The 25125-nt window shown below is 43.0% G+C and carries 26 protein-coding genes; 7 read left to right on the top strand and 19 right to left on the bottom strand.

What is annotated here, in order from left to right; genetic code table 11:
* Positions 1–50: 50 nt before the first annotated feature.
* The 6 genes from OH460_RS15960 to potA all read right to left on the bottom strand — a co-directional run bounded on the left by OH460_RS15960 (position 51) and on the right by potA (position 6063).
* On the bottom strand, positions 51–839 hold the full coding sequence (locus OH460_RS15960) for a GGDEF domain-containing protein (protein WP_269998546.1): 789 nt from the start codon (positions 837–839) through the stop codon (positions 51–53).
* 97 nt (positions 840–936) lie between these two features.
* Positions 937–1974: an extracellular solute-binding protein gene (locus tag OH460_RS15955; RefSeq protein WP_008217941.1), complete on the bottom strand. Its 1038-nt coding sequence runs from the start codon at positions 1972–1974 to the stop codon at positions 937–939.
* Positions 1975–2154: 180 nt separating this feature from the next.
* Positions 2155–3189: an extracellular solute-binding protein gene (locus OH460_RS15950; RefSeq protein WP_269998544.1), complete on the bottom strand. Its 1035-nt coding sequence runs from the start codon at positions 3187–3189 to the stop codon at positions 2155–2157.
* Between the two features lie 147 nt (positions 3190–3336).
* Positions 3337–4107, bottom strand: a complete 771-nt coding sequence (gene potC, locus OH460_RS15945; RefSeq protein ID WP_008217945.1) for a spermidine/putrescine ABC transporter permease PotC — start codon at positions 4105–4107, stop codon at positions 3337–3339.
* Entirely contained in the window at positions 4107–4964 is an 858-nt protein-coding gene (gene potB / locus OH460_RS15940) for a spermidine/putrescine ABC transporter permease PotB (protein WP_061033411.1), read from the bottom strand. The genes potC and potB overlap by 1 nt, the downstream gene beginning before the upstream one ends.
* Positions 4948–6063, bottom strand: a complete 1116-nt coding sequence (gene potA / locus OH460_RS15935; RefSeq protein ID WP_269998542.1) for a spermidine/putrescine ABC transporter ATP-binding protein PotA — start codon at positions 6061–6063, stop codon at positions 4948–4950. Before potA ends, potB begins: the two co-directional genes overlap by 17 nt.
* Positions 6064–6393: 330 nt before the next feature.
* Between potA and OH460_RS15930 the strand changes: the two genes are divergently transcribed.
* The 4 genes from OH460_RS15930 to ttcA all read left to right on the top strand — a co-directional run bounded on the left by OH460_RS15930 (position 6394) and on the right by ttcA (position 10017).
* Complete coding sequence (locus OH460_RS15930) at positions 6394–7209, top strand: hypothetical protein (RefSeq protein ID WP_269998540.1); 816 nt, start codon at positions 6394–6396, stop codon at positions 7207–7209.
* Positions 7202–8053 (top strand): glucosaminidase domain-containing protein, encoded by an 852-nt coding sequence (locus OH460_RS15925; protein WP_269998538.1) that lies wholly within the window; start codon positions 7202–7204, stop codon positions 8051–8053. The genes OH460_RS15930 and OH460_RS15925 overlap by 8 nt, the downstream gene beginning before the upstream one ends.
* A 122-nt stretch (positions 8054–8175) precedes the next feature.
* Positions 8176–8826: a DUF2987 domain-containing protein gene (locus OH460_RS15920; RefSeq protein WP_269998536.1), complete on the top strand. Its 651-nt coding sequence runs from the start codon at positions 8176–8178 to the stop codon at positions 8824–8826.
* 297 nt (positions 8827–9123) lie between these two features.
* On the top strand, positions 9124–10017 hold the full coding sequence (ttcA, locus tag OH460_RS15915; RefSeq protein WP_008221945.1) for a tRNA 2-thiocytidine(32) synthetase TtcA: 894 nt from the start codon (positions 9124–9126) through the stop codon (positions 10015–10017).
* 122 nt (positions 10018–10139) lie between these two features.
* Here the strand turns inward: ttcA and uspE are convergent, their stop codons facing one another.
* The 10 genes from uspE to ccoN form a co-directional block, all read right to left on the bottom strand.
* Positions 10140–11090 carry a universal stress protein UspE gene (gene uspE, locus OH460_RS15910; RefSeq protein ID WP_008221946.1) on the bottom strand — a complete coding sequence of 317 codons (951 nt, stop codon included), beginning with the start codon at positions 11088–11090 and terminating at the stop codon, positions 10140–10142.
* A 132-nt stretch (positions 11091–11222) separates the two neighbouring features.
* Positions 11223–11969 (bottom strand): FNR family transcription factor, encoded by a 747-nt coding sequence (locus tag OH460_RS15905; protein ID WP_017632474.1) that lies wholly within the window; start codon positions 11967–11969, stop codon positions 11223–11225.
* 86 nt (positions 11970–12055) lie between these two features.
* A complete protein-coding gene (locus OH460_RS15900; protein WP_171761989.1) occupies positions 12056–12730 on the bottom strand; it encodes a sulfite exporter TauE/SafE family protein in 675 nt (224 codons plus the stop codon).
* Entirely contained in the window at positions 12720–12956 is a 237-nt protein-coding gene (ccoS, locus tag OH460_RS15895) for a cbb3-type cytochrome oxidase assembly protein CcoS (protein ID WP_116870580.1), read from the bottom strand. Before ccoS ends, OH460_RS15900 begins: the two co-directional genes overlap by 11 nt.
* A complete protein-coding gene (locus tag OH460_RS15890) occupies positions 12956–15328 on the bottom strand; it encodes a heavy metal translocating P-type ATPase (protein ID WP_269998530.1) in 2373 nt (790 codons plus the stop codon). Before OH460_RS15890 ends, ccoS begins: the two co-directional genes overlap by 1 nt.
* A 5-nt stretch (positions 15329–15333) precedes the next feature.
* A complete protein-coding gene (locus tag OH460_RS15885) occupies positions 15334–15813 on the bottom strand; it encodes a FixH family protein (RefSeq protein ID WP_268663499.1) in 480 nt (159 codons plus the stop codon).
* Between the two features lie 85 nt (positions 15814–15898).
* The gene (gene ccoP, locus OH460_RS15880; protein WP_061033419.1) at positions 15899–16873 is read right to left on the bottom strand and encodes a cytochrome-c oxidase, cbb3-type subunit III; all 975 of its coding nucleotides are present in this window, start codon (positions 16871–16873) and stop codon (positions 15899–15901) included.
* Complete coding sequence (locus OH460_RS15875) at positions 16873–17049, bottom strand: CcoQ/FixQ family Cbb3-type cytochrome c oxidase assembly chaperone (RefSeq protein WP_004742291.1); 177 nt, start codon at positions 17047–17049, stop codon at positions 16873–16875. The genes ccoP and OH460_RS15875 overlap by 1 nt, the downstream gene beginning before the upstream one ends.
* Positions 17050–17058: 9 nt before the next feature.
* A complete protein-coding gene (ccoO, locus tag OH460_RS15870) occupies positions 17059–17679 on the bottom strand; it encodes a cytochrome-c oxidase, cbb3-type subunit II (protein ID WP_004742292.1) in 621 nt (206 codons plus the stop codon).
* Positions 17680–17690: 11 nt separating this feature from the next.
* Positions 17691–19124, bottom strand: coding sequence for a cytochrome-c oxidase, cbb3-type subunit I (ccoN, locus tag OH460_RS15865; RefSeq protein ID WP_009846707.1), 1434 nt, complete (start codon positions 19122–19124; stop codon positions 17691–17693).
* Positions 19125–19376: 252 nt separating this feature from the next.
* Between ccoN and OH460_RS15860 the strand changes: the two genes are divergently transcribed.
* The 3 genes from OH460_RS15860 to OH460_RS15850 all read left to right on the top strand — a co-directional run bounded on the left by OH460_RS15860 (position 19377) and on the right by OH460_RS15850 (position 22762).
* On the top strand, positions 19377–19742 hold the full coding sequence (locus OH460_RS15860; RefSeq protein WP_239936235.1) for a hypothetical protein: 366 nt from the start codon (positions 19377–19379) through the stop codon (positions 19740–19742).
* Between the two features lie 111 nt (positions 19743–19853).
* On the top strand, positions 19854–21038 hold the full coding sequence (locus OH460_RS15855) for an FIST signal transduction protein (RefSeq protein WP_061033420.1): 1185 nt from the start codon (positions 19854–19856) through the stop codon (positions 21036–21038).
* Entirely contained in the window at positions 21038–22762 is a 1725-nt protein-coding gene (locus OH460_RS15850) for an ATP-binding protein (protein WP_269998518.1), read from the top strand. Before OH460_RS15855 ends, OH460_RS15850 begins: the two co-directional genes overlap by 1 nt.
* A gap of 415 nt (positions 22763–23177) precedes the next feature.
* On the opposite strand, the gene OH460_RS15845 is transcribed toward OH460_RS15850, so the two are convergent.
* Genes OH460_RS15845 through OH460_RS15835 form a run of 3 tightly spaced genes read right to left on the bottom strand, consistent with a single transcriptional unit; the run spans position 23178 to position 25125 of the window.
* A complete protein-coding gene (locus OH460_RS15845) occupies positions 23178–23405 on the bottom strand; it encodes a hypothetical protein (RefSeq protein WP_269998516.1) in 228 nt (75 codons plus the stop codon).
* Between the two features lie 14 nt (positions 23406–23419).
* The gene (locus OH460_RS15840; protein ID WP_145568439.1) at positions 23420–24784 is read right to left on the bottom strand and encodes a zonular occludens toxin domain-containing protein; all 1365 of its coding nucleotides are present in this window, start codon (positions 24782–24784) and stop codon (positions 23420–23422) included.
* Complete coding sequence (locus OH460_RS15835) at positions 24784–25125, bottom strand: DUF2523 domain-containing protein (RefSeq protein ID WP_269998513.1); 342 nt, start codon at positions 25123–25125, stop codon at positions 24784–24786. Before OH460_RS15835 ends, OH460_RS15840 begins: the two co-directional genes overlap by 1 nt.

The following is a 25125-nucleotide window of genomic DNA, read 5'->3' as shown; positions in this document are numbered from 1 at the left end:
ACGTGTTTGCTTTTTTTGATCTGATCGTTTGAAATCTTGTCTTGGGCCGATCAAACGTCAGAGACAACGGAGCGTCGTGCTTGTTTCATAGCATACATAGCTTTATCCGATTCTTCCAACGCTTGTTGAAAGTTATCTTGGTTCGTCACTTCGATGCCGTAAGAAAAAGAGATGTTTTCACCGTGAAGCAGGTTACTGACTTGGCTTACGAACTCACCACCACGTCCCAGTTGTGCTGTCGCAACAAACTCATCACCACCGACACGAAACACCATTTCATCTTCCAATACCGACTGACTTAATGCTTGAGAAAAGCGTACGATCATCAGGTCACCAACTTTGTGGCCCTTGCGGTCGTTGACCTTTTTTAATCCATCTAAATCGAAATAAATGAGCTCGAACTCCTTCAGCTTGATCGCATCAAACTTTTTGCGATTGTATAAGCCCGTTAGCTCATCTTGCTTACTTTGATCTTTCAATTGAGTGGTAAGTTCAGTAATGCCATAGGCAAGAAGTAGGAAAGCTATCTGCAACAAACCATCTTCGAGAAAGGTATCGAGCAATTCATTTCTATCTGCCCACTCATCGAGGTATTTGAGCTCAGTGGTCACATCATAAAATAGGTTGAAAATAAGCAGCAGTGCGCCGTAGCGGAGGATCTTATGGGGACGAATAGCGTGACGAGCGACGTAATAGATGTACATGGTAATCACGAGCGTATTCGTTTCGAAGAACAGGTCGTAATTTGAATCTATGTGAATGAATGAACTCAGTCCAAGCATCAAGAATGACGCCACGAGCATCAGAGTCACAATCAATAAAATAGGGTTTGTAGGCATATTAAATCGAACTTTATACGGTTTAAATCAATCCTATATAAAGTGTAGATAAAAATAAAGCGGCTTACGCCGCTTTAGTAACCAATCAGTAACAAACTTAGTTGTTTACTTTTAGTTTTTGGAAGTACTCGTCATAAATAACGCTCGCTTCACCAACTTCATCTTGCCATACGCCGTTATCCATCACTGATTGTGGTGGGAAAACGTTCTTGTCTTCAGCAAACTCTTTTGGAAGAAGAGGGTAAGCAGTCTTCACTGGAGTCGGGTAACCGATCTCTAAAGCAATCTTAGCTGCGTTCTCTGGGCGAAGAAGGAAGTCGATCATTTTATGAGCCGCTTCGATGTTCTTTGCACCTGAAGGAATCGCTAGGCTGTCCATCCAGAAGATAGCGCCTTTCTCTGGCCAAATAATGTCAATGGTTGCACCTTCTTGACGTGCCATGTAAGCAGAGCCATTCCAAAGCATACCAAGAGACACTTCACCCGCTAGGTAAGGGTTAGCTGGGAAATCTGAGTTAAATACCAATACGTTTGGCATTAGCTTACGAAGTTCTTCGTAGGCTTCTTTGATCTCTTCAGGGTTAGTTGTGTTTGGAGAGTAACCCAGTTTAGATAGTGCAATATGGAAAACCTCACGAGAGTCGTCCATCATCATCAGCTGACCTTCCCACTGTGTATCCCACAGGTCGCCCCAGTTTTTCACTGAAGATTTGTCTAGCATGTCTGAGTTGATACCAATGCCCGTTGCACCCCAAATGTATGGGATAGAGTAGTTATTGCTTGGGTCAAATGGCTTATCTAAGTAGTTTGGATCCAAATCAGCAAAGTGGCTTAGCTTGGTTTTATCAAGCTCTTGAAGCATACCTTCTTTACGCATCTTAGAAACGAAGTAAGTAGAAGGAACCACTAAGTCATAACCCGTACCTTGAGTTTTTAACTTAGCGTACATGCTTTCGTTCGACTCGTAAGTAGAGTAATAAACCTTAATGCCCGTCTCTTTTGTGAAGTCTTCTAATACTTCATTTGGAATATATTCAGACCAGTTGTAAAAATACAGTTCTTGGTCAGCTGCGAAAGAGGGTGTAGAAAGTAAAGTAGCAGCACACAATGCGCCGGTATACAGTGTTTTTTTCATTACTGTTCCGTTCATTTTTTTGATTTGAAGTTGGGTAGTGAGCCCAAAGTAAAAGGATTCCTAAAAATCGCGATATATTATAGCAGCGATATAATAAAATAGGCAGCCTAAGCTGCCTATTCATTGATATTGTTGTTTTTAACCAATTAACTGTCGAGTAAGACTCGTCAAATAAGCCAGTTATTGACCCGCTTTAAGCTTCATGAAGTAATCTTCGTACTTCACGGTCTTATCGCCAACTGCAGCTTGCCATTCAACACGATCAAGGTCTTCTTGAGACGGGAACAGAGCAGGGCTGTCTTTGAACTTCTCGTTAGACGCTTTCACTGCGGTTAGGTAACCAGTATCACGAGAGATTTGCTCAGCGATTTCAGGGCGAAGTAGGAAGTCTATCATCTTGTGAGCCGCTTCTACGTTTGTTGCACCAGAGCTGATTGCGAAGTTATCAACCCAACCGATACCGCCTTCTTTAGGGAATACCAGTTTAATTGGTAGACCTTCGTTTTGAGCCGCGGCTGCAGAACCGTTCCAAAGCATACCAAGGCCAACTTCACCAGACATGTATGGTGCGCCAGGGTTGTCTGAGTTAAATACTAAAACATTTGGCATTAGCTTTTGTAGTTCAGCGTACGCTTCGTCGATCTCTTTCTCGTTAGTTGTGTTGCCAGAGTAACCTAACTTGCGTAGAGCAATGTGGAACACTTCACGAGTGTCATCCATCATCATTAGTTGACCTTCAAGCTCAGGCTTCCATAAGTCAGCCCAGCTTTGAAAATCTTCTGGATTGTACATGTCTGTGTTAACAGCCAAACCAGTAATAGCAACTACGTGTGGAATAGAGTAGTCGTTATTTGGATCGTAAGGCTTATCCAAGTAGTTTGTATCCAGATTTTTGAAGTTGCTCAGCTTGGTTTTGTCGATCTTTTGTAGCATACCTTCGTCGCGCATCTTAGATACGAAGTAAGTCGACGGCACAACCAAGTCATAGCCTTTGTTGTGTGTTTTTAGCTTTGCATACAAGGTTTCGTTCGACTCGTAAGTCGAGTAAATCACCTTGATGCCAGTTTCATCGGTGAACTTTTCTAGGATCTCACTGTTGATGTAAGGTCCCCAGTTCATGAATACCAATTCTTTGTTATCTTTCGCAAAAGACGGTGCAGATAACATTGAAAGCGCACATGCACTACCAGCTAATAGAGTAGCCCATTTTTTCATTGACGTTAGCTCCAAACTAAACGTTGCCCGAAGGCAGTAGATAGAAAAACAGAATGGCAATTTACCATTCTGTTTATGATTAACACTTTGTAGAACATGAAGTTTGTTAACTTCTTATCAAGTAAGTCTCTGTATAGAGTAGGAGACTTACTTAATTTTCTCTCTCGCTAATAACTGAGAAATAATCACCAGTACTAGCGACACCACTAACATCACTGTTGCTAGGGCGTTGACCTCTGGAGAGATACCCACTTTAACCATAGAGTAAATCTTCAGTGGCAAGATTTCATACGTTGGACCGGTTACGAAAGAACTGATAATCACATCGTCCAGAGACAGTGTGAAGCTCAATAACCAACCCGCAGCAACCGCAGGCTTAGCAAGAGGCAGGATGATCTGTTTTAGAATCGTCCATTCACTTGCACCTAAGTCTTTTGCTGCTTCGAGCATTTTCACATCGAAGCCATTCAAGCGGCTGTAAACCGTTACAACAACAAACGGCAAACAGAACGTAATGTGCGCAGCAAGTAGGGTAAAGAAGCCTAGTTGCACACCCATTACCAAGAACAAAGCCAGTAACGAGATTGCCATTACGATATCTGGTGACATCATTACGATGAACAACATGCCATTGACTACGCCTTTACCTTTGAATTGGTAACGGAATAGGGCTACGGCTGTCAGGCTGCCGACAATCGTTGCGGCTGTCGCTGAGAACACCGCTACGTTAATCGAGTGCCACGCAGCCTGCATTAGGCTGTCGTTGTTAATAAGTGCGTCATACCACTTGGTGGTGAAGCCCCCCCATTTCATACCAAACTTGTTGGCGTTAAATGAGTTCGCAATCAACACGATAATAGGTAGGTATAGAAAAGCGTATACCAACGCCATAAAGCTGAACTTAACTGTGCGACCCATTAGTCTAGCTCCACCTTCTTGTTCAATAGCTTGCCTGCTCGGTAGTAGGCATAAAGCATAATTGCCATCGCAACCGTCAGCGCAATACTCGTAGCCGCGCCAAACGGCCAATCTCGGGCGTTGAGTACTTGGCTCTTAATCACGTTACCAATCAGCAAGTTCTTAGCGCCGCCTAGCAAGTCAGAGATGTAGAACATGCCTAACGCAGGAAGAAGTACTAATAAACAACCACCGATAATGCCAGGCATTGTTAGCGGTAGTACAACTTTCAACAAGGTTTGAAGCTTGTTTGCGCCTAAGTCTTTTGCTGCTTCTAGGTACGTGTCATCCAGTTTTTCAATCGCTGAATACAACGGCAGAATCATGAATGGCAGTAGGATATACACCAAACCGATCATCACCGCCGTTTCTGTGTACATAATACGCAGTGGCTTATCGATGATATCTAGCGCTAGTAAGCTTTTGTTTAAGACACCTTGAGTACCCAGTACAATCTTCAAGCCGTAGGTACGAATCAAAGAGTTCGTCCAGAATGGCACAATCACCAAGAACAGCATGAAAGGGCGCCATTTCACCGGCATTTTTGCCACGATGTAGGCAAACGGGTAGCCAATAATTAAACACAATAGCGTCGCGATAATCGCCATATAGAAAGAGTGCATCAGCACTTTAAAATACAGCGGGTCGGCCAAACGGATGTAGTTATCGAGAGTGAAGGTCATCTCGATCAAGTTTGCTTCGTCACGAGTTAAGAAGCTGGTGCCGATGATCATGATGTTTGGAATCATCACGAACAGCACCAACCAACCTGTGATTAAAGCAACAATCGCGTTTTGTAAATTAAACTTCTTGCTCATCTTCTAATACCACTTCCCAGCTCTCAACCCAAGTTACTGCAACTTTTTGGCCCAGTGAGTGATCAACATCAGGGTCATCTTCGTTGAAAAATTCGCTTACCATTACGCGCATGCCAGATTCTAGTTCTACAACTGAATCTAAAGTCATGCCTTTGTAGGTACGCTCGACAATGTGACCAACAATACCGCGTTGCTCAGACTCTTTAATCTCTTCAATACGAAGATCTTCAGGGCGAAGCAATACCTGCAGTTTTTGACCTGGGGTGATGTCTTTATCGTGGTAGATAACCGACTCTTCACCTTCAATTGTCGCAACAATGCGTTTTTCATCTAAACGAGATGTCGCTGTCGCATCGAATACGTTAATTTCACCAATGAAGCGAGCGACAAAAAGGTTTTTAGGCTCTTCGTAAATCTCTCTTGGTGTTCCGTCTTGCTCAATCACGCCATCACGCATCACAATAATACGATCAGACATAGACAGTGCTTCTTCTTGGTCGTGCGTTACAAAAATGAACGTGATACCAAGTTGGCGCTGAAGTTGTTTCAGCTCGATTTGCATCTGTTTACGAAGTTTGTAATCCAGAGCAGACAGAGATTCATCCAACAAAAGAACTTTAGGCTTATTAACTACAGCACGAGCGATTGCGATACGTTGCTGTTGACCACCAGAAAGCTGGTGTGGTTTTCTTTGTGCCATCTGTTCTAGGCGCACCATTTTTAAAGCTTCCATTACACGAGGTTCAATCTCGCTATTTGGAACTTTCTGCATGCGTAAGCCAAATGCCACATTTTCGAAAACGGTCATATGTGGGAATAGGGCATAGCTTTGGAATACAGTGTTAACATGCCTTTGTTCAGCAGGGACGTGGGTTACGTTCTGTTCAGCTAGTAGTATTTGACCACTATCTGCCGTTTCAAAACCCGCAATCATTCTTAGTACCGTTGTTTTACCACAACCTGATGGGCCTAAGATCGTGAGAAACTCACCATGATTTACGTTTAGATCAAGATTGCCGATGACTTCCTTACCATCGAAGCTTTTACTAATGCCAGTTAACTGTACTACTGGCTTTCCTACTGATTTTTTAGCGTTCAACGTCTGTTTTTCTCCACCTTGGTTCTATTTGAAAACCTGTTGCTATACACCTTTGAGGCGCGCATCATAATCACCAAAAACGTGAAATCAAAGCATTTTTTACCATTCGAAGATAAAAAATTTCGCAGGTAAAAGTAAACATCCTTTACCATACTGTTATTTACTGGGTTTACGCCCCAACAAGTGTCTAATTATTAACCATTAAGACGCAAAAGCAAGCCTTGTTACAGATTCATATTTTAGTTTGTATCCGACATATGAGTATAATGAAGGTAATTTTTTATCAATAAGTTAGGTGGCTCAGTTTAATTGGCGCACCTAGGTATCACTATGAACAACGACATCGAAAAAGATTTTAATTTGGGCGGTAGTATCGACCGTGCACTTTCTGGCGATTATGAGCTCAAAGCAACGGCTGTATTCCAAGAGGCATGGAAACATACGGTAAGTCACTTTCTTTCGTTTTCCCCTGCGATTGTTGCTCTGATGTTCGTGCAACTGGCTATCTTTTATATCGCATTAAAACTGCAACTGGGTGACCCTGCGGTTATCTTAGACGCGGTTATCGATCCTGAGGCGTTTACTCCACAAATTGTTGAGTCCATTTTTATTGCCAACTTCAGCTATGAAGTTATCAGCGCGCCTATCTATGCAGGTATCTGTTTGATGGCGATGAGCCACGCAGCTGGGCTACAGACCAAAGTACGCCACATTGGCAAAGGCTTACAGTTTACGATTCCAGTAATTCTTGTGACTCTGTTCAGCCTGATGCTTCAAGGTATTGCAGGTATGATTCTGCCGTTTCTGTCGATTTACTTCTCGCTTGCGTTCAGCCACTCAATCCTGTTGATTTGCGATAAGAAAGTACCACCAATGCAATCGCTGCTACTTTCTCTGCGTGCTGTAAACAAGAAAATCTTCACCGTTGCTTCTATCTACCTATTAGTAATGCTGATGTTCATCGTCGCGGCAATGATGTACGGCATTGGCCTTATCTTCGTTTTACCTTTCTTCTTCCACGTGAAAGGCATTCTTTACCGTGAGATGTTTGGTATTAAACTCAAACTGATCGCGTCAGACAGACCAAAGAGCGACGACGACCACAACGATAGCAATAACAAAGACCCACAGGTATTCGATGCATAACAACTCTAAATCAAGCGCAAGTAAATCACTTGCGCTAAAAGTGACAGCATTAGCCCTAGTTGGCTCGATCTCGTTAGTTGGCCCAATGCTTTACCAACAAGAGGAAGAGCGCAGGCAAGCGGGTCAAAAGGCTCCAGACTTAGAGCAAAACTTTGGTGACTTGACCGTCTCTTCTAATAAACCAGATTTCGCAGCGATTGAAGATGTAAATGAAAAGAAAAACACCTTCTTTTCTTATCTTCGCCCAAGTATCAACATCGAAAACAAGCGAATCACGAAAGAACGTGCGTTTCTAACCAAGCTTTCAGAAGCGGGGCTGAACAATGTTGACTCTGAAGATGCGTCATACGCAAAGAGACTAGGGAAACTGTATAGCCTACCAGTGCCTTCATCGGGCTTAGGTGATGCTTGGCTGACAGAAATGTTGAATCGTGTAAACGTGTTACCTGAAGCGCTTGTATTAACTCAAGCGGCAAATGAATCAGCTTGGGGCACATCGCGTTTCGCCACTAAAGCGAATAACTATTTTGGTCATTGGTGTTACACCAAAGGGTGTGGCCTAGTTCCGCTACAACGTAACGAAGGTAGCTCTCACGAGGTTGCGACTTTCTCTTCTAGCCAAGAATCTGTACATCGTTACTTCATGAACCTGAACCGAAACCGTGCTTACGCAGACCTAAGAGCGATTCGTGCAAAACTGGCGGCACAGGGCGACGATCTGTTAACAACCGAAACCGCGACAGAGCTCACCAACGGCTTGCTAAAATATTCTGAGCGAGGTTCAGACTATGTGACTGATTTACAAGCTATGATCCGTCACAACGAGGTATACTGGAAAAAGTAACTCGATTTGATAGTCATTTGGCGAGCTTAAACGGTAAGTTTGACCAAATAACATCACATAAAGAGCAGCTCATTGGCTGCTCTTTCTATTTATAAACGCTCAACTTCGACAAGACTATAACAATGAAAAAGACAGCACTCGCTTTATTAGCTTCTCTAAGCCTAGGGATCTCTTTACCTGCTGCAGCGCAAGAATACATGTTTACCTATTCTAAGCTTTACACACAGCTTAAAAACAACACCAAAGAAGGGCATGAGGACGTTAAAGTTGCGGTCTTCTTTGTCGATCAGCAAGCCCAAACAACCTGTCATATCAGCAAAGCTTGGATGGAAAAAGAAGAACACTATGAAGAGCTAAAAGTATCTCCAGCCAATGAACTGCTTCTACCGGTAGATCAAAACCTACGCTCAGCAAACCCTCTTATTTTTGTGCAAACAAAAGAACAAGAGTGCGCATACTCTTTGGTTGTTATGACTAAAGCACCTTTAGCTGGAACGGTTGAGGTGGCACAGCTGGAAAACCTGTTACCACAGATGCAAGCAATGTTAGAAGACGTAAGCGGCATGTTCTCAAGCTGGTTCACACCGGAAATCCAAGGGTTAACACTTGAGTTCGCAAACAAACTTGAAGGTAACATCACGCTTTCTAACGGCAAGCAGCTCCCAATTACCCAAGGGCGCGCTAAGTTCAAACTAGAAGAACTCAATGGAAGTGACAGCATCACGTTACCAGAAGCGACAACTCGTGTGTTACCTTACATTCCGGCTCAATAACCTTGGGTTAGGCTACTGACCACACGGCGTTAATCTAAGCAAAACATCGTAAAGCAGCCAACTCAAACCAAATAAGGCTGCTTTTCTTTTCCTACAACCAGTATGGTTTGCGCTTTTGAAGCTCACGTTTTATGAAAGATGAGCGGTTATCACTAGATAAAGTGGCATCTTTCAACCAGTCACCTTGTTTATCCTGCCGTTACTATTTCAACATGAAATAAAAATCCGTATAATCCACGCCCTAAAACAGTCCCACTAGCAATCTACAGTCGGTAATACGACGGTGTGAGAGTCGCAATGAACCAAAACGATAATAGAAAAGAAGTACTAGAATTCAACAAACTTCAGAAACGTCTGAGAAGAAATGTTGGAAATGCCATCATCGACTACAACATGATCGAAGAGAATGATGTGGTAATGGCATGTATCAGTGGCGGTAAAGATTCATTTGCGATGCTAGATATTTTGCTACGTTTACGTGAAGCAGCACCAATCAAATTTGATGTTGTTGCGGTAAACCTAGATCAAAAACAACCTGGGTTCCCTGAACACATTCTTCCTGAATACTTTGAAACGCTGAACATTCCTTACTACATCGTAGATAAAGATACGTACTCAGTAGTTAAAGAGAAGATTCCAGAAGGTAAGACAACATGTGGTCTATGTTCTCGTCTGCGTCGCGGTACTTTGTACTCGTTCGCTGAGAAGATTGGCGCGACTAAGATCGCTCTTGGTCACCACATGGATGACATCGTGGAAACTATGTTCCTTAACATGTTCCACGGCGCTCGTCTAAAGGCTATGCCACCTAAGCTACGTTCTGATGATGGTCGTAACGTTGTTATTCGTCCACTGACTTACTGTCGTGAAACAGACCTAATCAAATACGCTGAACACAAAGAGTTCCCAATCATTCCTTGTAACCTATGTGGTTCGCAAGAAAACCTACAACGTCAGAGCATTAAAGCAATGCTGATTGATTGGGACAAGAAAACACCAGGCCGTGTTGAAAAGATCTTTAAATCAATTCAAAACGTTAGCCCAAGCCAACTGGCTGACCGCGAACTGTTTGACTTCGTAAACCTTCCACTAGACCGTAGTGGCGAGCGTGAAGAGTACGAATTCCAAGAAGCTGAAATTTCATCTTCTAACATCGATGAGTCAATGTTCATCGACGTAACGAACGTATAATAAGAATAATCGTTGTAGAGCAATAGATGCGCCTACAACAGACAAACAAAAACGCCTCAAGCAATGCTTGAGGCGTTTTTTTATAAGTTGAACTCACCGTTAAGTTCGTCTGCTTAAACGCATTAACCTTTCGAAAGGTTAGGGTCGAGTGGGCTAACGTAACCAGATGGCTTAAGCGCCAAAACATCACAGTTAATCTTATCGATAACATGCTCCGCAGTATTACCGATGAACACCGCAGATAAGCCGGTACGACCGGTTGTACCCAAGATTACCATTGCAGCGTTGTTTTCAGACGCGACACGTGGAATGACATCTTCAGGCAAGCCTTGTTCAACAACGGTCTGCTCTTCACACATACCGTGCTTCTGACGCAGTGCCTTCATCGCCGTTAAGTGATGACCGCGAACCGCATCAGTGTAAGAGGTTGGGTCAAACTCAGGCAGCTCAATCGTGATATTTGCCGGAGTGACTGGATAAGCGTTAACTAAGAAAGGTTCCGCATCCAGACGACCCGTTATCTCGAGGAGTCGATCAACCATAGTATCGTTGAGCTCTAGGTGCGCTTCCGTTTCTGAGCCAACATGAACGGACGCATAAATTTTCGCGTGCTCTGGCCAGAAATCGTTTTTAACGAGCAGTACAGGGCTAGGGCATTTTCTCAATAGGTGCCAATCAGTCGGCGTGAAGATAACTGACTCCAAGGTGTCGTGCTTGCGCGTGCCCTTAATCAAGATATCGTGACCACCACTGTATACCTCTGCAATGATGGCTTCGTAAGGGCGGTTATGCCAAACCACCTGCACATTAAATTCGATAGAATCATCTAGATAAGGCTGTGCTACTTTGTTCATCCAGATTTCACGCTGATGAATCACACCCTTGCGCATTGCGTCTCGTTCATCGACAGAGAGCATAGATGTCATTTCATACGAGAAGTCGTAGATAGACAAAAAGAAAGTGATATGGCTTGTTGAGGTGCTTTTCTTAGCAAGTTGGATAGCACGAACTAGAGCAGGTTGCTCATCGTGATTAATGTCTGCGACAACTAAAATTTTGTTATAGATACTCATAACTAAGCCTACTTTTCAGACCGAACATATAAATAATGTAGCGTAGTTATGGGGAGATTAAGAGAAATAAAAGAGGTTTTAAGAGAGAAACATGATGTAGCTCATTATTGAACTACATCATTGATATCTAGACTATTCTTTTGAAACGCCAGCAAGTTCCATCAGCGCATCGTGATCTTCGATAGTGATATATTTGCCTTTAACGCTTAGGATGTCTGCTTTCTGGAAACGACCTAAAAGACGGCTAATAGTTTCAACTGTTAAACCTAGGTAGTTACCAATATCGCCACGAGTCATCGTTAAGCGGAACTCACGTGGGCTGAAACCACGTTGAGAGAAGCGAGTTGAAAGATTGTAAAGGAATGCAGCAAGACGCTCTTCCGCGTTCTTTTTAGAAAGAAGCAGAATCATTTCTTGGTCGCCTTTAATCTCGTTACTCATCAGGCGCATAATTTGCTGACGCAACTTCGGCATTTTTCCTGATAGGTCATCAAGAATCTCGTATGGGATTTCACATACCATAGAAGTTTCTAGTGCTTGTGCGAAACTAGGGTGTAGGTCACCAGTAATCGCATCAAAGCCAACAAGATCGCCCGCTAGGTGGAATGCAGTAATCTGCTCGTCACCTTGCTCGGTAATCGTGTAGCTCTTGATCGTTCCAGAGCGAATAGCGTAGAGAGATTTAAGCTCGTCACCGGCTTTAAATAACTCTTGGCCTTTTTGAATAGGCTTTTTTCTCTCAATGATCTGATCAAGTTGATCAAGTTCAGATTCATTCAAAGTGAACGGAATACAAAGTTGGCTAATACTACAATCCTGGCAATGGATCGCACAGCCACCAGATTGGACACGTTTCGTTACAGGCTTTTCAGAAATCATAACAATCTTTCACTATTTGATATACGTCAATATTTTAGCATTCCTTTATCCAGTTGGGTAGTAAAAAAACCGGATTTAAAGAATGGCTATACGGTATAAATAATGAGCTGCAGTGCCATATATCCGGTGTAGAAACCGTAAATCAGGATTAAAATCGCACCGAGTTGACGAAATAAGTCAGCTTGTTGCAATTTCTTGAGGAAGCTAGCGCCCATACCAACCGTCAGCATCGCAGGAAGCGTGCCTAGACCGAATGCGAGCATGATTCCAGCTCCGTTGTACCAACTTCCTGAAACCGCAGCCCACGTCAACATAGAGTAAACCAGACCACACGGTAACCAGCCCCATATGAAGCCAAATGGCAGAGCATGGCTTGGATGCTTGAGTGGAAGGAAGGATTTACCAATTGGAGAAATATAACGCCATAGCCTCTGACCTACTTTTTCAAAGAATAATAAGCCGAACCACCACTTACCGATATATAGACCCAGAATGATCATAAAGATGGCAGCGAACAAACGCAGCCAATTAAGTAGCGCGTTGAAATCGCTAAGCTGGCCAATTGAAGAGATAGCACCGCCAATCACGCCACCAATCACAGCATAGCTGAGGAGGCGACCAAGGTTGTAAAGTAGGGGAATAAGCGGGGAAGGTTTGGTATTGCCTATTGAAAGGAGCGACGCAATGCCACCACACATTCCCATGCAGTGACCCGCGCCGATCAGTCCGACAACAAAGGCTCCGATCCAATCAGGCGTCATCGGTCTTTTTATCTAAGTTAGTTTGGCTTTCTGTATTGGCTTTATCATTCTTAACAGGCTTGCTGTCAGAGTGATTGTGGGCCTTTTCGTCTTCATCAAACAAAATATTGTGACCTTGACGCTCCAGGTCTTCAAACTGTTCGCTCTTAACGGCCCATAGAAAAATACCAACAGCGATACACACCAGTACAATCGCAATGGGAATCAGGATGTATAAACTTTCCATTATTTACCTTGCTCTTTTAAAAGCCTTAACGAATTAGACACAACAATAATAGAGCTTGCAGACATGCCTACAACGGCAATGTATGGAGCAACCAAACCCGCTACGGCCAATGGAAGGATGAGTAGATTGTACCCCAATGACCATGCTAGGTTTTCGCGGATTATCTTACGCGTTTTTAGTGCCAATGTACGGGACTTAAGTAATCTATCAAGCTTGTCGCCCAATAAAACCATGTCTGCAGAGGCTTTTGCTACATCTGTTCCACCACCCATAGCGACAGAAAGGTGAGCACCCGCTAGAATAGGCGCATCGTTAATACCGTCGCCGACCATCATGGTGATGTCTTTCTCATCACGAGAGTTAAGGTAAGCAAGCTTATCCTCAGGCTTAGCATTCGCAACGATGTCGGTAATACCGATTTCTTCAGCAACAGGCTTCGCGTTAATCAAGGAGTCGCCAGTCAACAGGGTAGTTTTAATACCCGCTTCTTTGAATTTTTGGATGAACTCGATGCTTTCTTTACGAATCGGGTCTTCATAAGTGAAGGTAGCGATATGACGTCCAGCCATCGACAAGTAGATACCGTTGCTTTGTGTTGGCTGAGCTTCACCAAGAATAAACTCGCTACTACCGATCGCAACTTCTTGACCGTTCCACTGACCAGTAATACCTGAACCAATAACGTTGTTTACCGAATCGACTTCAACATCATCTGACACGTGAGTCTTGAATGCTTTCGCAATAGGGTGGTTAGCATGCTGTTCTAGGCTCGCAGCCACTTTTAAACACGTCTCTTTATCAAGCTCAGAGAAAGTTACCACACGGCTGATACGAATATCACCCTCAGTCAATGTACCCGTCTTATCGATGATCAAGTGATTCACTTTACACAAGGTTTCGAATACATGGCCTTTACGCAGCAAAATACCAAAGTTGCCCATGCGGGATGTTGAACAAGTAATTGCAGTCGGTGTCGCCAATGAAAGAGCACAAGGACAAGTCGCTACCAATACCGACAACATAATCCAGAATGCATCTTCTGGACGAGTTTGGTGCCAGTAGAACCAAGTACCGAAAGAGATAATCAAAATAACCGCTACAAAGTAACGCGCCACAATATCTGCAATCTCCGCGATACGAGGCTTAGACAGCTGTGCTTCATCTTGAAGACGAACGATATTAGAGATGACCGAATCCGCTTTTGATGTCATCACTTCCAGTTCAAACGACTCGTCACCATTCAACGTGCCAGCGAAGACAGTATCGCCTTCGTTTTTCACGACATGGATAGATTCGCCAGTCAACATGGATTCATCAATGTGAACTCGACCAGAAAGTACTTTACCGTCCGCAGGAATATGCTCACCCGGTAGTACGCGAATCTGATCGCCTACCTTTAAGGTTTTTACTGGAACTTGGTCGCCATCTAACGTTGTCGCCATTGCAGGAACGAGCTTAAGCAGATTACCACTCGCTGCCGCCGCTTTACGACGCGCTCTCATCTCTAAGAAACGACCAAGCAGAAGGAAGAAGGTAAACATCGAAATAGATTCGAAGAAAACTTCTCCTTTCTCTGTCACGGTTGCCACCAAGCTCGCAACGTAAGCAAACAGCAGAGCAATCGACACAGGCACATCCATACCCAGCGTTCGCCCCTTAATACTGCGCCATGCATTAATGTAGAACGGCAGAGCAGAATAAAGCAATACCGGCGTTGCAAAGATCAAGCTTACCCAGCGGAAGTAGTTTTTAAACTCAGGCTCAAGATTGCCAAATACTTCAAGGTATAGTGCGACCGCCAGCATCATCACCTGCATGGTTGCTAAACCAGCAACGCCAAGACGATAGAGGTAGTTCTTCATTGAGCGGTGATAGGCTGCTTCTTGTTGGTCAGCCTCGAAAGGCGCAGCTTTGTAACCTAAGGTATGGATCGCCGATAACAACTCACTCAATTTAACTTGCGTGTTGTCCCAGCTGAGTAGGGCGCGGTTGGTGGTGGTGTTCACCCGGATGCTACCAACACCTTGTTTTGAAGAGACTTGTTTCTCGATTAGCCATGCACATGCTGCACATGAAACACCCTCTAGTGACAATGTCACTTCAGAAACATTCTCAGAGTTCCTTACAAACTCCAATTGAACGTCTTCATTATCATAATGACTGAGTGCCAGAAGTTGTTCTGGCACTAGATCCGCTTTCTCAGCGGGAGCGGTACGGTATTGGTAGTAAGAAACCAAACCGCTATCAACGATTGTCTGAGCTACAGTCTCGCAGCCCGGACAACACATCTTACGAGGCGATCCTAAGATCTCGACTTCAAAATCCGTTTCCGCTGGTACATCTTCACCGCAGTGATAACAGGATTCACACATAAGCTTTAGTTCGTTAGTTGAGTAGGAGTTTCAATCGGGAAGTTCATGCGACCTTGAACTAACCATTCTTCGTCATGCGGCGTCAACTCAATGAACCACGGACCTTCTAAGTGATGATCCAGAGTCATTGTGTAGTTGCCTCTCGCATCAGCGGTTAGTAGCTGAGTGAAATCGCGATCTGGTAGTGTTCTGTGAACAAACATTGCGCTGATAGCAGGGAAGTGATCAAGTTTGCCTTTATCTAACGTGATGATAACTGAGTTACCTTTCTCATTAAGCGAAGCTGATAAACCCAGCTCTTTGGCGATATTTACTTTTGAAATGTCGACATTAATGCCTTTTCCTTTTTTATAGTAATCCTCAGTCACTAGGTCTACAGAGTTCTGTGTAAACACAATAACCGTCATAATGGTCCAAATAACTACTGTCGCTGGCAACGCGATTAAGAACCACGGCCAAAACTGTTTATACCAAGGCTTTACCATAAAAAAGATCTCAAAAAAGAATAAAAAGAAGAGGTTATAAAATAAAGGAAAGACAGCCTCTTAGAAAGAGGCTGTTATTGAAATGTTACTTATTATCTGAGTTGCTTAAGCTCCACACGTAAGATGAAACCAGTTGTACTTTGTCTTCGCCTAGAATGTCTTTCCAAGCAGGCATTACGCCAGAACGTCCGTACATAACTGTTTCAGTTACGTCTGCACGAGAATCGCCAAACAACCAATCGCGGTCAGTTAAGTCAGGTGCGCCAACAGCAGGGTTACCCTTACCATCAGTACCGTGACACGCTGCACACACAACAAAGCGAGCTTTACCAGCTTCTGCTTCACGTGCGTTTACGCTACGACCTGAAAGGCTAAGAGTGTAGCTAACTACTTCTTTTACGCCTTCTTCGCCAAGCGCGTCTTTCCAACCTGGCATTTGGCCAACACGACCGTGCATGATTGTTGTAACGATAGCCTCAGGTTCACCGCCATATAGCCATGCGTCATCAGTTAGGTTAGGGAAACCTTTCTGACCACGTGCATCAGAGCCGTGACACTGAGAACAGTTTTGCAAGAATAAACGTTGACCCACTTTGATTGCGTCAGCATCTGATGCAATGTCAGGGATTGAACGTAAACCGTTTTCGTCGTGAGCTAGCTTTCTGAATGCTTCACCGAAGTAGGTGTCTGCATCATCAAGCTCTTTCGCGTACGCATCTAACTGTTTGTTTGCTTGCGCAGCAGCAATTGCAGAGCGAGACTCTTCAACGCTACGTACCGTTTGGTCTGAACTTGTCCAACCTAAAAGGCCTTTAAAGTTACCTAGGCCAGGGTATAGAGCAAGGTAAACCGCTGCAAAAACAATCGTACTGATGAAAAGGTATGTCCACCATTTTGGTAGTGGGTTGTTAAGCTCACGAATACCATCGTATTCATGGCCCATATCTTGACCTTCTTCTACGCCTGTTTTGTCTTTAAAACACCAACGAAGTAAGACAGCACAACCAATTAGGGTACCAATCGTAATCGCACTAACCCAGATACTCCAGAATGTACTCATTACTTTGTCACTCCTTCATTTTTAGAACTTGTTGCTGGCTCGTCGTCAGCAAACACTAGGTTCGCATCTTCGTCGAAACGTGATTTACGGTTCTTGCCATATGCCCACCAAACGATGCCGATGAAGCAAGCAAAAACAGTCACAGTCCAAACACTTTGAAATGTAATAATGTCCATAATTATTCCTTATTTCATTGCGTGGCCAAGCGATTGAAGGTAAGCGATGATTGCATCCATCTCTGTTTTTCCTTCAACATCTTGTTTAGCGTTAGCAATTTGTTCGTCTGTGTAAGGAACACCAAATTGATTACGGAAGAGTTCAAGCTTCTGTTGAGTCAATTTGCCATCAAGTACATTCTCAGCAAGCCATGGGAAACCAGGCATGTTTGATTCAGGAACAAGTTCACGAGGGTCGATAAGGTGAACACGGTGCCACTCATCAGAGTAACGATCACCAACACGCGCTAGATCAGGACCAGTACGCTTAGAGCCCCATAGGAAAGGGTGTTCCCAAACGCTTTCGCCAGCTACAGAGTAGTGGCCGTAACGTTCAGTCTCAGAGCGGAAAGGACGAATCATTTGGCTGTGACATACGTTACAACCTTCACGAATGTAGATATCACGACCTTCCATTTCCAGAGCAGAGTAAACACGTAGGTTTTCTACAGGTTCAGTTGTCTGCTTTTGGAAGATAAGAGGGGTAATCTCTACTAAAGCACCAAAACTGATAGCAATAACGATCAAGATCGCCAGTAAGCCAACGTTCTTCTCTACCAACTCATGGCGATTATTTGAATTTGAGCTCATTCTAAATCTCCTTAAGCCGGTTGAGGGATAGCTTTAAGGCTATCTTTAGGTGCAGAAACAGTTTTGTACGTGTTGTATGCCATTAAGAACATACCAGATAGGAAGATGAAACCACCTAGGAAACGTACAAAGTAGAACGGGTAAGACGCTTCTACAGATTCAACGAAGCTGTAAGTTAATGTACCGTCAGAGTTAACTGCACGCCACATCAGACCTTGCATCACACCAGAGATCCACATTGCAACAATGTAGAAAACCGTACCAATCGTTGCTAACCAGAAGTGAACATTGATTAGAGATACAGAGTACATACGCTCTTGACCAAATAGCTTAGGAACTAAGTGGTAAACCGAACCGATAGAAACCATTGCAACCCAACCTAACGCACCGGAGTGAACGTGACCGATAGTCCAGTCCGTGTAGTGAGATAGTGCGTTAACCGTTTTGATTGCCATCATTGGGCCTTCGAAAGTCGACATACCGTAGAATGATAAAGAAACGATTAGGAAACGTAGGATAGGGTCGTAGCGAAGCTTATGCCACGCACCAGACAGAGTCATGATACCGTTGATCATGCCACCCCAAGAAGGAGCAAACAGAACCAAAGACATAACCATACCTAGAGACTGAGTCCAGTCTGGAAGTGCAGTGTAGTGTAGGTGGTGAGGACCAGCCCAGATATACAGAGACACAAGTGCCCAGAAGTGAACGATCGACAAACGGTAAGAATAAACAGGGCGACCAGCTTGTTTAGGAACGAAGTAGTACATCATACCTAGGAAACCAGCTGTCAATAGGAAGCCTACCGCATTGTGTCCGTACCACCATTGCACCATTGCATCAATTGCACCTGAGTAAATCGAGTACGACTTAAACGCAGATACAGGAACAGCTAGGCTGTTAACGATGTGCAACACGGCAACCGTGATGATGAAGGCTCCGAAGAACCAGTTTGCTACGTAAATGTGTGATGTCTTACGTTTAATCATGGTTCCGAAGAACACGACCGCATAAGCTACCCACACAAGAGTAATAGCAATATCGATTGGCCATTCTAGTTCTGCGTACTCTTTACCAGAGGTCAAACCTAACGGTAAAGTAATTGCAGCGGACAGGATAATCGCTTGCCAACCCCAAAAGGTAAAGGCTACGAGAGGGCCACCAAAGAGACGCGTCTGACAGGTACGTTGCACAACATAATATGATGTTGCAAACAGCGCACTTGTACCGAACGCAAAAATAACCGCATTAGTATGCAGGGGACGTAAACGACTGTACGTCAACCACGGCGTATCAAAGTTTAGCTGTGGCCAAACTAATTGAGCGGCAATCAAAACACCAACGCCCATACCGACAATACCCCACAAAATTGTAACTAGGGTAAATTGACGGACGACCGTATAGTTGTAGTTTTGTTCAAGCTGCTTTTCTTGGCTCATTTGCATGCTTCCAATTTCTTATTTACTACACTTTACTTCCAACACGACTCACGTCGTAATGCCACCCAAATTAGAAAAGGAAATTCAGCCTATTCAGGACCTTATTTCCACTTGCTGATTTTAAAAAAAAGTGGCATTTTCAACGCGACACTATACTTGAATTAACAAATCAATGACAGAGTAGTAACCTTACGCTTGGTCTGGAATTGGATTTTTATTTAAAAACTTTGAACTTTGTAACAAGGAGTAAAGATTATAATGGCGGCACAAAAGCTAACAAAAGGCAGGCTTGTTCAAATTATCGTCATGTTGGTTATTTTAATAGCTGCATTTACTTGGAGAACAGTGACATACGATAATAACGAGACAATAACCTGTATCGTTTCAAAACCTTGTGAATTTGGTATTGATAATAATAATGTTTTAATTTCGGACGATAGCCAGGGGTATTCGATCGAAACATCTAAAACTGGCAAATTTATCATTAGCTATGAAGGAAGCGGAGTTTTAGAACCGAAAGGGGCTTCATCTTGGCTTTTACAAACCGATGATAAGAGCGCCTCAATAACGGTTACATTTCCACAACAGGTCATGACGTATACAGTAAACCTATCCAAAGAATAAAATGGAAAACTGAGCAACACCTCGCTCTTTGATAGAAATGTTGACTAAACCAGTGAAACCTTGTGCATTAAAGTGTTATAAAGAAGACATTAATAAAGTTTCCAGAAATCTATGAAATTTCTATCAAAAGTCTCTTATTCCCTCGACGATAAAATCGCAGTAGATGAACTGCTTCAAGGGGTAGAAAACCCTGAGAATATCGCTTGCCTCATTTGTTACTGCACAGAAGAGTACTCCACGCTCGCTGTGCAGAGATATTTCGTAGATGCGCTTCCCAACACTCCCATACACGGCTGTACCACCTGCCATGGAATAATGACGGAAACGGGCTTTCATTCAGGTCCAGTCATCGGTGTACTCATCATCTATGATTCAGGTATTAATGCCTACGGAACGGGTATTAAACACTTCAGCCAATCCATCGAGCAAAGCACCTTCGACGCGATAGATACAGCGCTTAGAAACGCAAATAGAGAAGGTGAGATCCCAGATTTAATCTTGCTTCATTCTACTCCTGGTAACGAGGAGAAAGTAATGGCAGCGATCGATACTAAGTTCGGGACTGAAGTTCCTATCATTGGTGGCAGTGCTGCCGATAATCAGGTATCTGGTAACTGGAGTATCTTTACCGAAGAGTCGCTTTCTATTAACGGGATCTCTTTAACGGTCTTTTTCGCCTCTCAATCCATCTATTCATCATTCAGTGCAGGTCACACGCCCACGCGTTACTCAGGTACCGTGACTAAAGTACGAAACAGAATCTTACTGGAGATAGACCATAGGCCAGCTGCTACGGTTTACAACGAATGGACCAATTTCCACTTAGGGGGCAGCGACGACGGCTATATTTTTGAAAAATCGTCTGTTTATCCTTTGGGAAGAAAAGTCGGTTCGTCTTACAACTATCCGTATTTCAAGCTTTCACACTCTATCCGAGAAACAGAGTGCGACGGAATCGAGTTATTTACCGACATCAACGAAGGCGACACCATATACTTAATGCAAGGTTCCAAGCAGCAGTTAATTAGCCGCGCCGCCAACATCATTCATTCGTCTTACTACAATGACATGGATCTGGAAGAGAAATTAGGTGCTATCAACATCTTTTGTGCCGGTCCAATGTTAAACCTTAAACAAGACATGGATGAGGTTTGTGAACAAATAAATCAAGCACTTAATGGGCTTCCTTACATATGCCCATTCACTTTTGGTGAGCAAGGGAGACTTTCTGGTGGAGAGAACGCACACGGTAACTTAATGGTGTCATCAGCAACGTTTTATAGGTTAAAAAAATAATGGGTTCTGAAGGTCAAGAAGCGCTGCAAGAAGCACGTATTGAACTACAAAAACTAAAAGCCCGTGAGAGAAAACTGGCTGAAGAGAATAGGGTGATCCTATCGACTATCTCTGCGATCAGTAAAGCAAGTAATATATCTGAGATATTTTCTAGCCTTGAGCTTGTGTTAAAAAAGTACATCAAATTTGACGACTTTATCGTAGTCTCAAGAGTAGGGAACGAAGGTGATTTCAAGACTCTACTGACAAATAATAAAGTCTTTGAACAGATGCACTGGACAGATTGTGGCAAGCTGTCTCGAGTCATTAATGGGGAATGCGCTATCCTTTTTGAACCCAAGTCTCTGGGTGAATTCAACTCTTTGCATCCCATTATTCTTGACCAAATAAACTCGGTGTTGATTACTGGTATCGATAGCGGACTAACGCAATCGGTCATTATTTTCATTCACTCCAATACCAAACATTTTAGTATCGAAACCAAAGCAACTCTAAACCGTTTTCGCCCGCTTATTGAGCGCGCTGTTTTCGACATAGAGAACAAAGAGAAACTCGAAGCCACAGTGAGAGAGCGAACCGCGGAGCTTGTCACAGCAAGGAAAGACGCTGAAAGAGCCAACAAAGCCAAGTCAGAATTCCTGGCCATGATGAGCCACGAGTTAAGAACGCCCCTGAACGCAATCATTGGGCTAATCGACACGTTAAAATCGACTCAACTAACGCCAGAACAACAGTCTATACTGCTAAATATGAGTACATCGTCTGAGCTTTTGCTAGCGATCATCAGTGATGTATTGGACTTTTCCAAAATAGAATCCGGGTGCTTCTCATTAGCGCCACAATGGAGCAATGTAAGAGACACTGTAACTTTTGTTTTGTCTGAACAAAAGAAAGCGGCAGACGATAAAGGTCTAACGCTCACGATTTCTAGTGATATCCCTGAGGGTGAACTTCACTATATAGACCCGAGCCGTTTAGCACAGATCTTGTTTAACCTAATAGGCAATGCCATCAAATTTACGGAACATGGGCACGTTCATGTATCCATAAAATACCAACAGAGCTCATTCTACATAGCAGTCGAAGACACCGGTATTGGAATTAGTTCGCAACAGCTATCGTCATTGTTCAGCCCGTTTGTGCAAGCAGATAGTACAATCACACGAAGGTTTGGTGGCACAGGCTTAGGTTTGGCAATCACCAAGAGATTGGTCGAATTGATGCGTGGACGTATATCAGTGGAAAGTGAGCCTGGGAAAGGTTCCAAGTTCGAAGTCCAATTGCCAGTGCTCACCAGAGTGACTAACAATTGCAATCAACTGGAAGATGATGTCTGCTCAAGAGAACTAAGAAGCCGATATTCAGTGTTGGTTGTTGAAGACAACCCAACAAACCAAATGGTGATTAAACTCATTCTAACAAGACAGGGTCATGAAGTTTTTATCGCAAGTAATGGCGAAGAAGCGATAGGATTTGTCGAAGACAACAACGACTCGATAGACATTATCCTAATGGATGTATCGATGCCGGTAATGGACGGTTTAACCACAACCAAATACATGAGAGAAGCAAACATACAAACACCAATCGTCGCGCTAACGGCACACACATCGGTTGAAGATAAATGCTCATGTTTAGATGTCGGTATGAATGATTTCGTGACCAAACCGGTAAGAACAAAAGAAATAACAGAAGCTATAGATAGACTCATGCTTGAGATCTAATAAACGTATTCTTAATCGAAGATTAGGAAATATGTTTATTAGGTATTTTATGGTAAATAGCCATTATGGTTAAATACACAGTATCAGTTGGATAGAAACGGAGGCAGGGCATCGTATACCGAACTCTGCCTTATGATTACCAAACCATATTTAACATAATATACATAATACGCACTCAACGAGAATGACGAACATCAGCACCAAGCCATGAAAAGAACATCCACCACAAGCCATATGCAGCCACCCACAACGGCAAATGCCACCAAACAAAATCATATGCTTCAATCACGATTTAAGACCTCCAGTAAAACTATAACCACCAATTAACACTCAACAAAGCCTGCCCAAAATTAAAGAGCGCCTAGCAAGATGAAGGGTTTTCGTTTGTCTCCCTAACACTGCTACGCTTCGCTGCTTATCGCTCAACAGGCGAAACCGACCCCTTAACATGATCATGTTCGCTTATCCCTGCGGGGCTAGTTTGTGCTTGTTGCTGGTCATTCGAACGAAACAACCAACGAAAAGCCAAATGAAGACCCTCGTAAATAAGCAAGCCAGTTATAACCGCTAAAACTTCACCAACAATCAAAGCGTTCAGTAAAAAGTCAAAATCTTCAACTGTAATTTGAATAATGTTTTCCATGTAATACCTCTAATCTAAAATAATTTAACATCAGCACGAGCCACTTCTGGAGAAGCTGTCGCAGCTGCGTAAGGTTTGCACGTTATCAATTTCGAGAGTTGGCCCCTGTTCAATTTCAACAAGCAATCATCAATCCGGTCAAAAGTAATGTCATAAGCCTTGAGAAAGTTTTCATTCACAGAATAAAAACCATCTAAAGCTTGAACCTCAATACTAACTTGTCGTTCGATAGAGCCGTTTTTAATAGCGAAATTCACACCCGTTACAAACGCTTTCTTAATTCCTTCAAACGGAAGAACCTCAGCTATAGGAACATGAGAAAGACCAGTTTTGTCATCAGCTTTACTGCTATCCCCACTAGAAGATACATCCCCAGAATTTTCAGCACTTTTATTAGATAGTGTTTTATCTTGCTCAGGAACGGCAGTTGAAGACGTTGTTTGTCCCTCTTCCTCCACCGTCTCAGCAGTTTCAAAATAACGATTGGATAAGTCATAGATTATGTACCCGAAACAAAATATAGATAATAGAAAAATCAAAATAGCTTTAGGGCTACGGAAAAGCGTATTCATAGCTAATTGTTTTTTAGCACTCCCCGTCCCCGTAGATTTGTAAAGCATGAAAGCATCTAGCGGTATTTTTTGACTAGTTAAGTTAATGTCCTTTTTTTTTGGAATAACTGGCGTCGTTACTGCTTTGTCATGTTTTAAAATATAGGGTTTTCTTCTTGTCCAGAAAAACTGGTCGCGTCCCTTGTGAAAGAAGTTCTGATTAGCACAAGCTTTAATACCCGAATCAATTTGCTTCCAATCTGGTGAAAGCAACTCGATATCCCAATCATATTTTCGATGTCTCATAAATCCCTCATTGAAAGTATGAGGATATATTATTCGACCATCACTATCATATTCAGCGACACCCCTATCATCAGTTTCAGACTCTTTCAAATCATCCATATCAACAGGGTTATGACGAGAATTAAAAAAATGTACGTAATCTTTAGGTAATAAACCATCATGAGGTGATTGAGTAATGAAGTCAGACAAAGGTTTATATTTAACCTTTCTCATATCAAAGCCGACATTTTTAGAGAATATATCCTGACACTCATCAATAACAATAAGTGCACCAATAGGACACCAACAGAAAAAATGAGTCCAAAGATTAACCCCTGATTCATCCCTAGAGGTAATACGAAAGAGTTTTGATGTACTAGGAAACTTAATGTTAAATCGCTCCTCAATCGAAGATAGAGGCTCCATACCCTCGATGTTAGTCACGACAGTCCTACCCGCCTTTAAAGCCAGATAGATAGAGAAGTAAGCCGTATATGCAGACTTGTAAGAGCCATTAGCTCCCGTTCTTATGGTAATAGCCATTATCTAGAGAGCCTCATCACTAAAGCAGTCGTGAAGAAGTTAGCCCAAACCGCTAGACCTTGAGGGACACCAAACTTGAACGCATAAAATCTCAACTCATCAGGTAAAGCATTAAAAGCTTGAGACAAAATGTCATTGAAACCAATCTCCTTTAACAAGATTTGAGCCGAGTTATAAGAGAGCTTAATAAATTCCAATTCAGCTTTTAATTTCATCTTAATCATGAAAATTTGAATGTATGAAAATAAGTCTAACGTCATTTGGGGAATGGCTTTGAAGAAGTCAGTAATAAATGACATTTGCAAAGTAATCCAATCAATAAAAGAATAGATGTAATCCAT

The organism is Vibrio sp. Makdt, from assembly GCF_027587015.1.
In the GTDB taxonomy this organism is placed as follows: domain Bacteria; phylum Pseudomonadota; class Gammaproteobacteria; order Enterobacterales; family Vibrionaceae; genus Vibrio; species Vibrio chagasii_B.
Note: the sequence above shows the minus strand (reverse complement) of the source record. Positions and strands in the feature narration are given on the sequence as shown.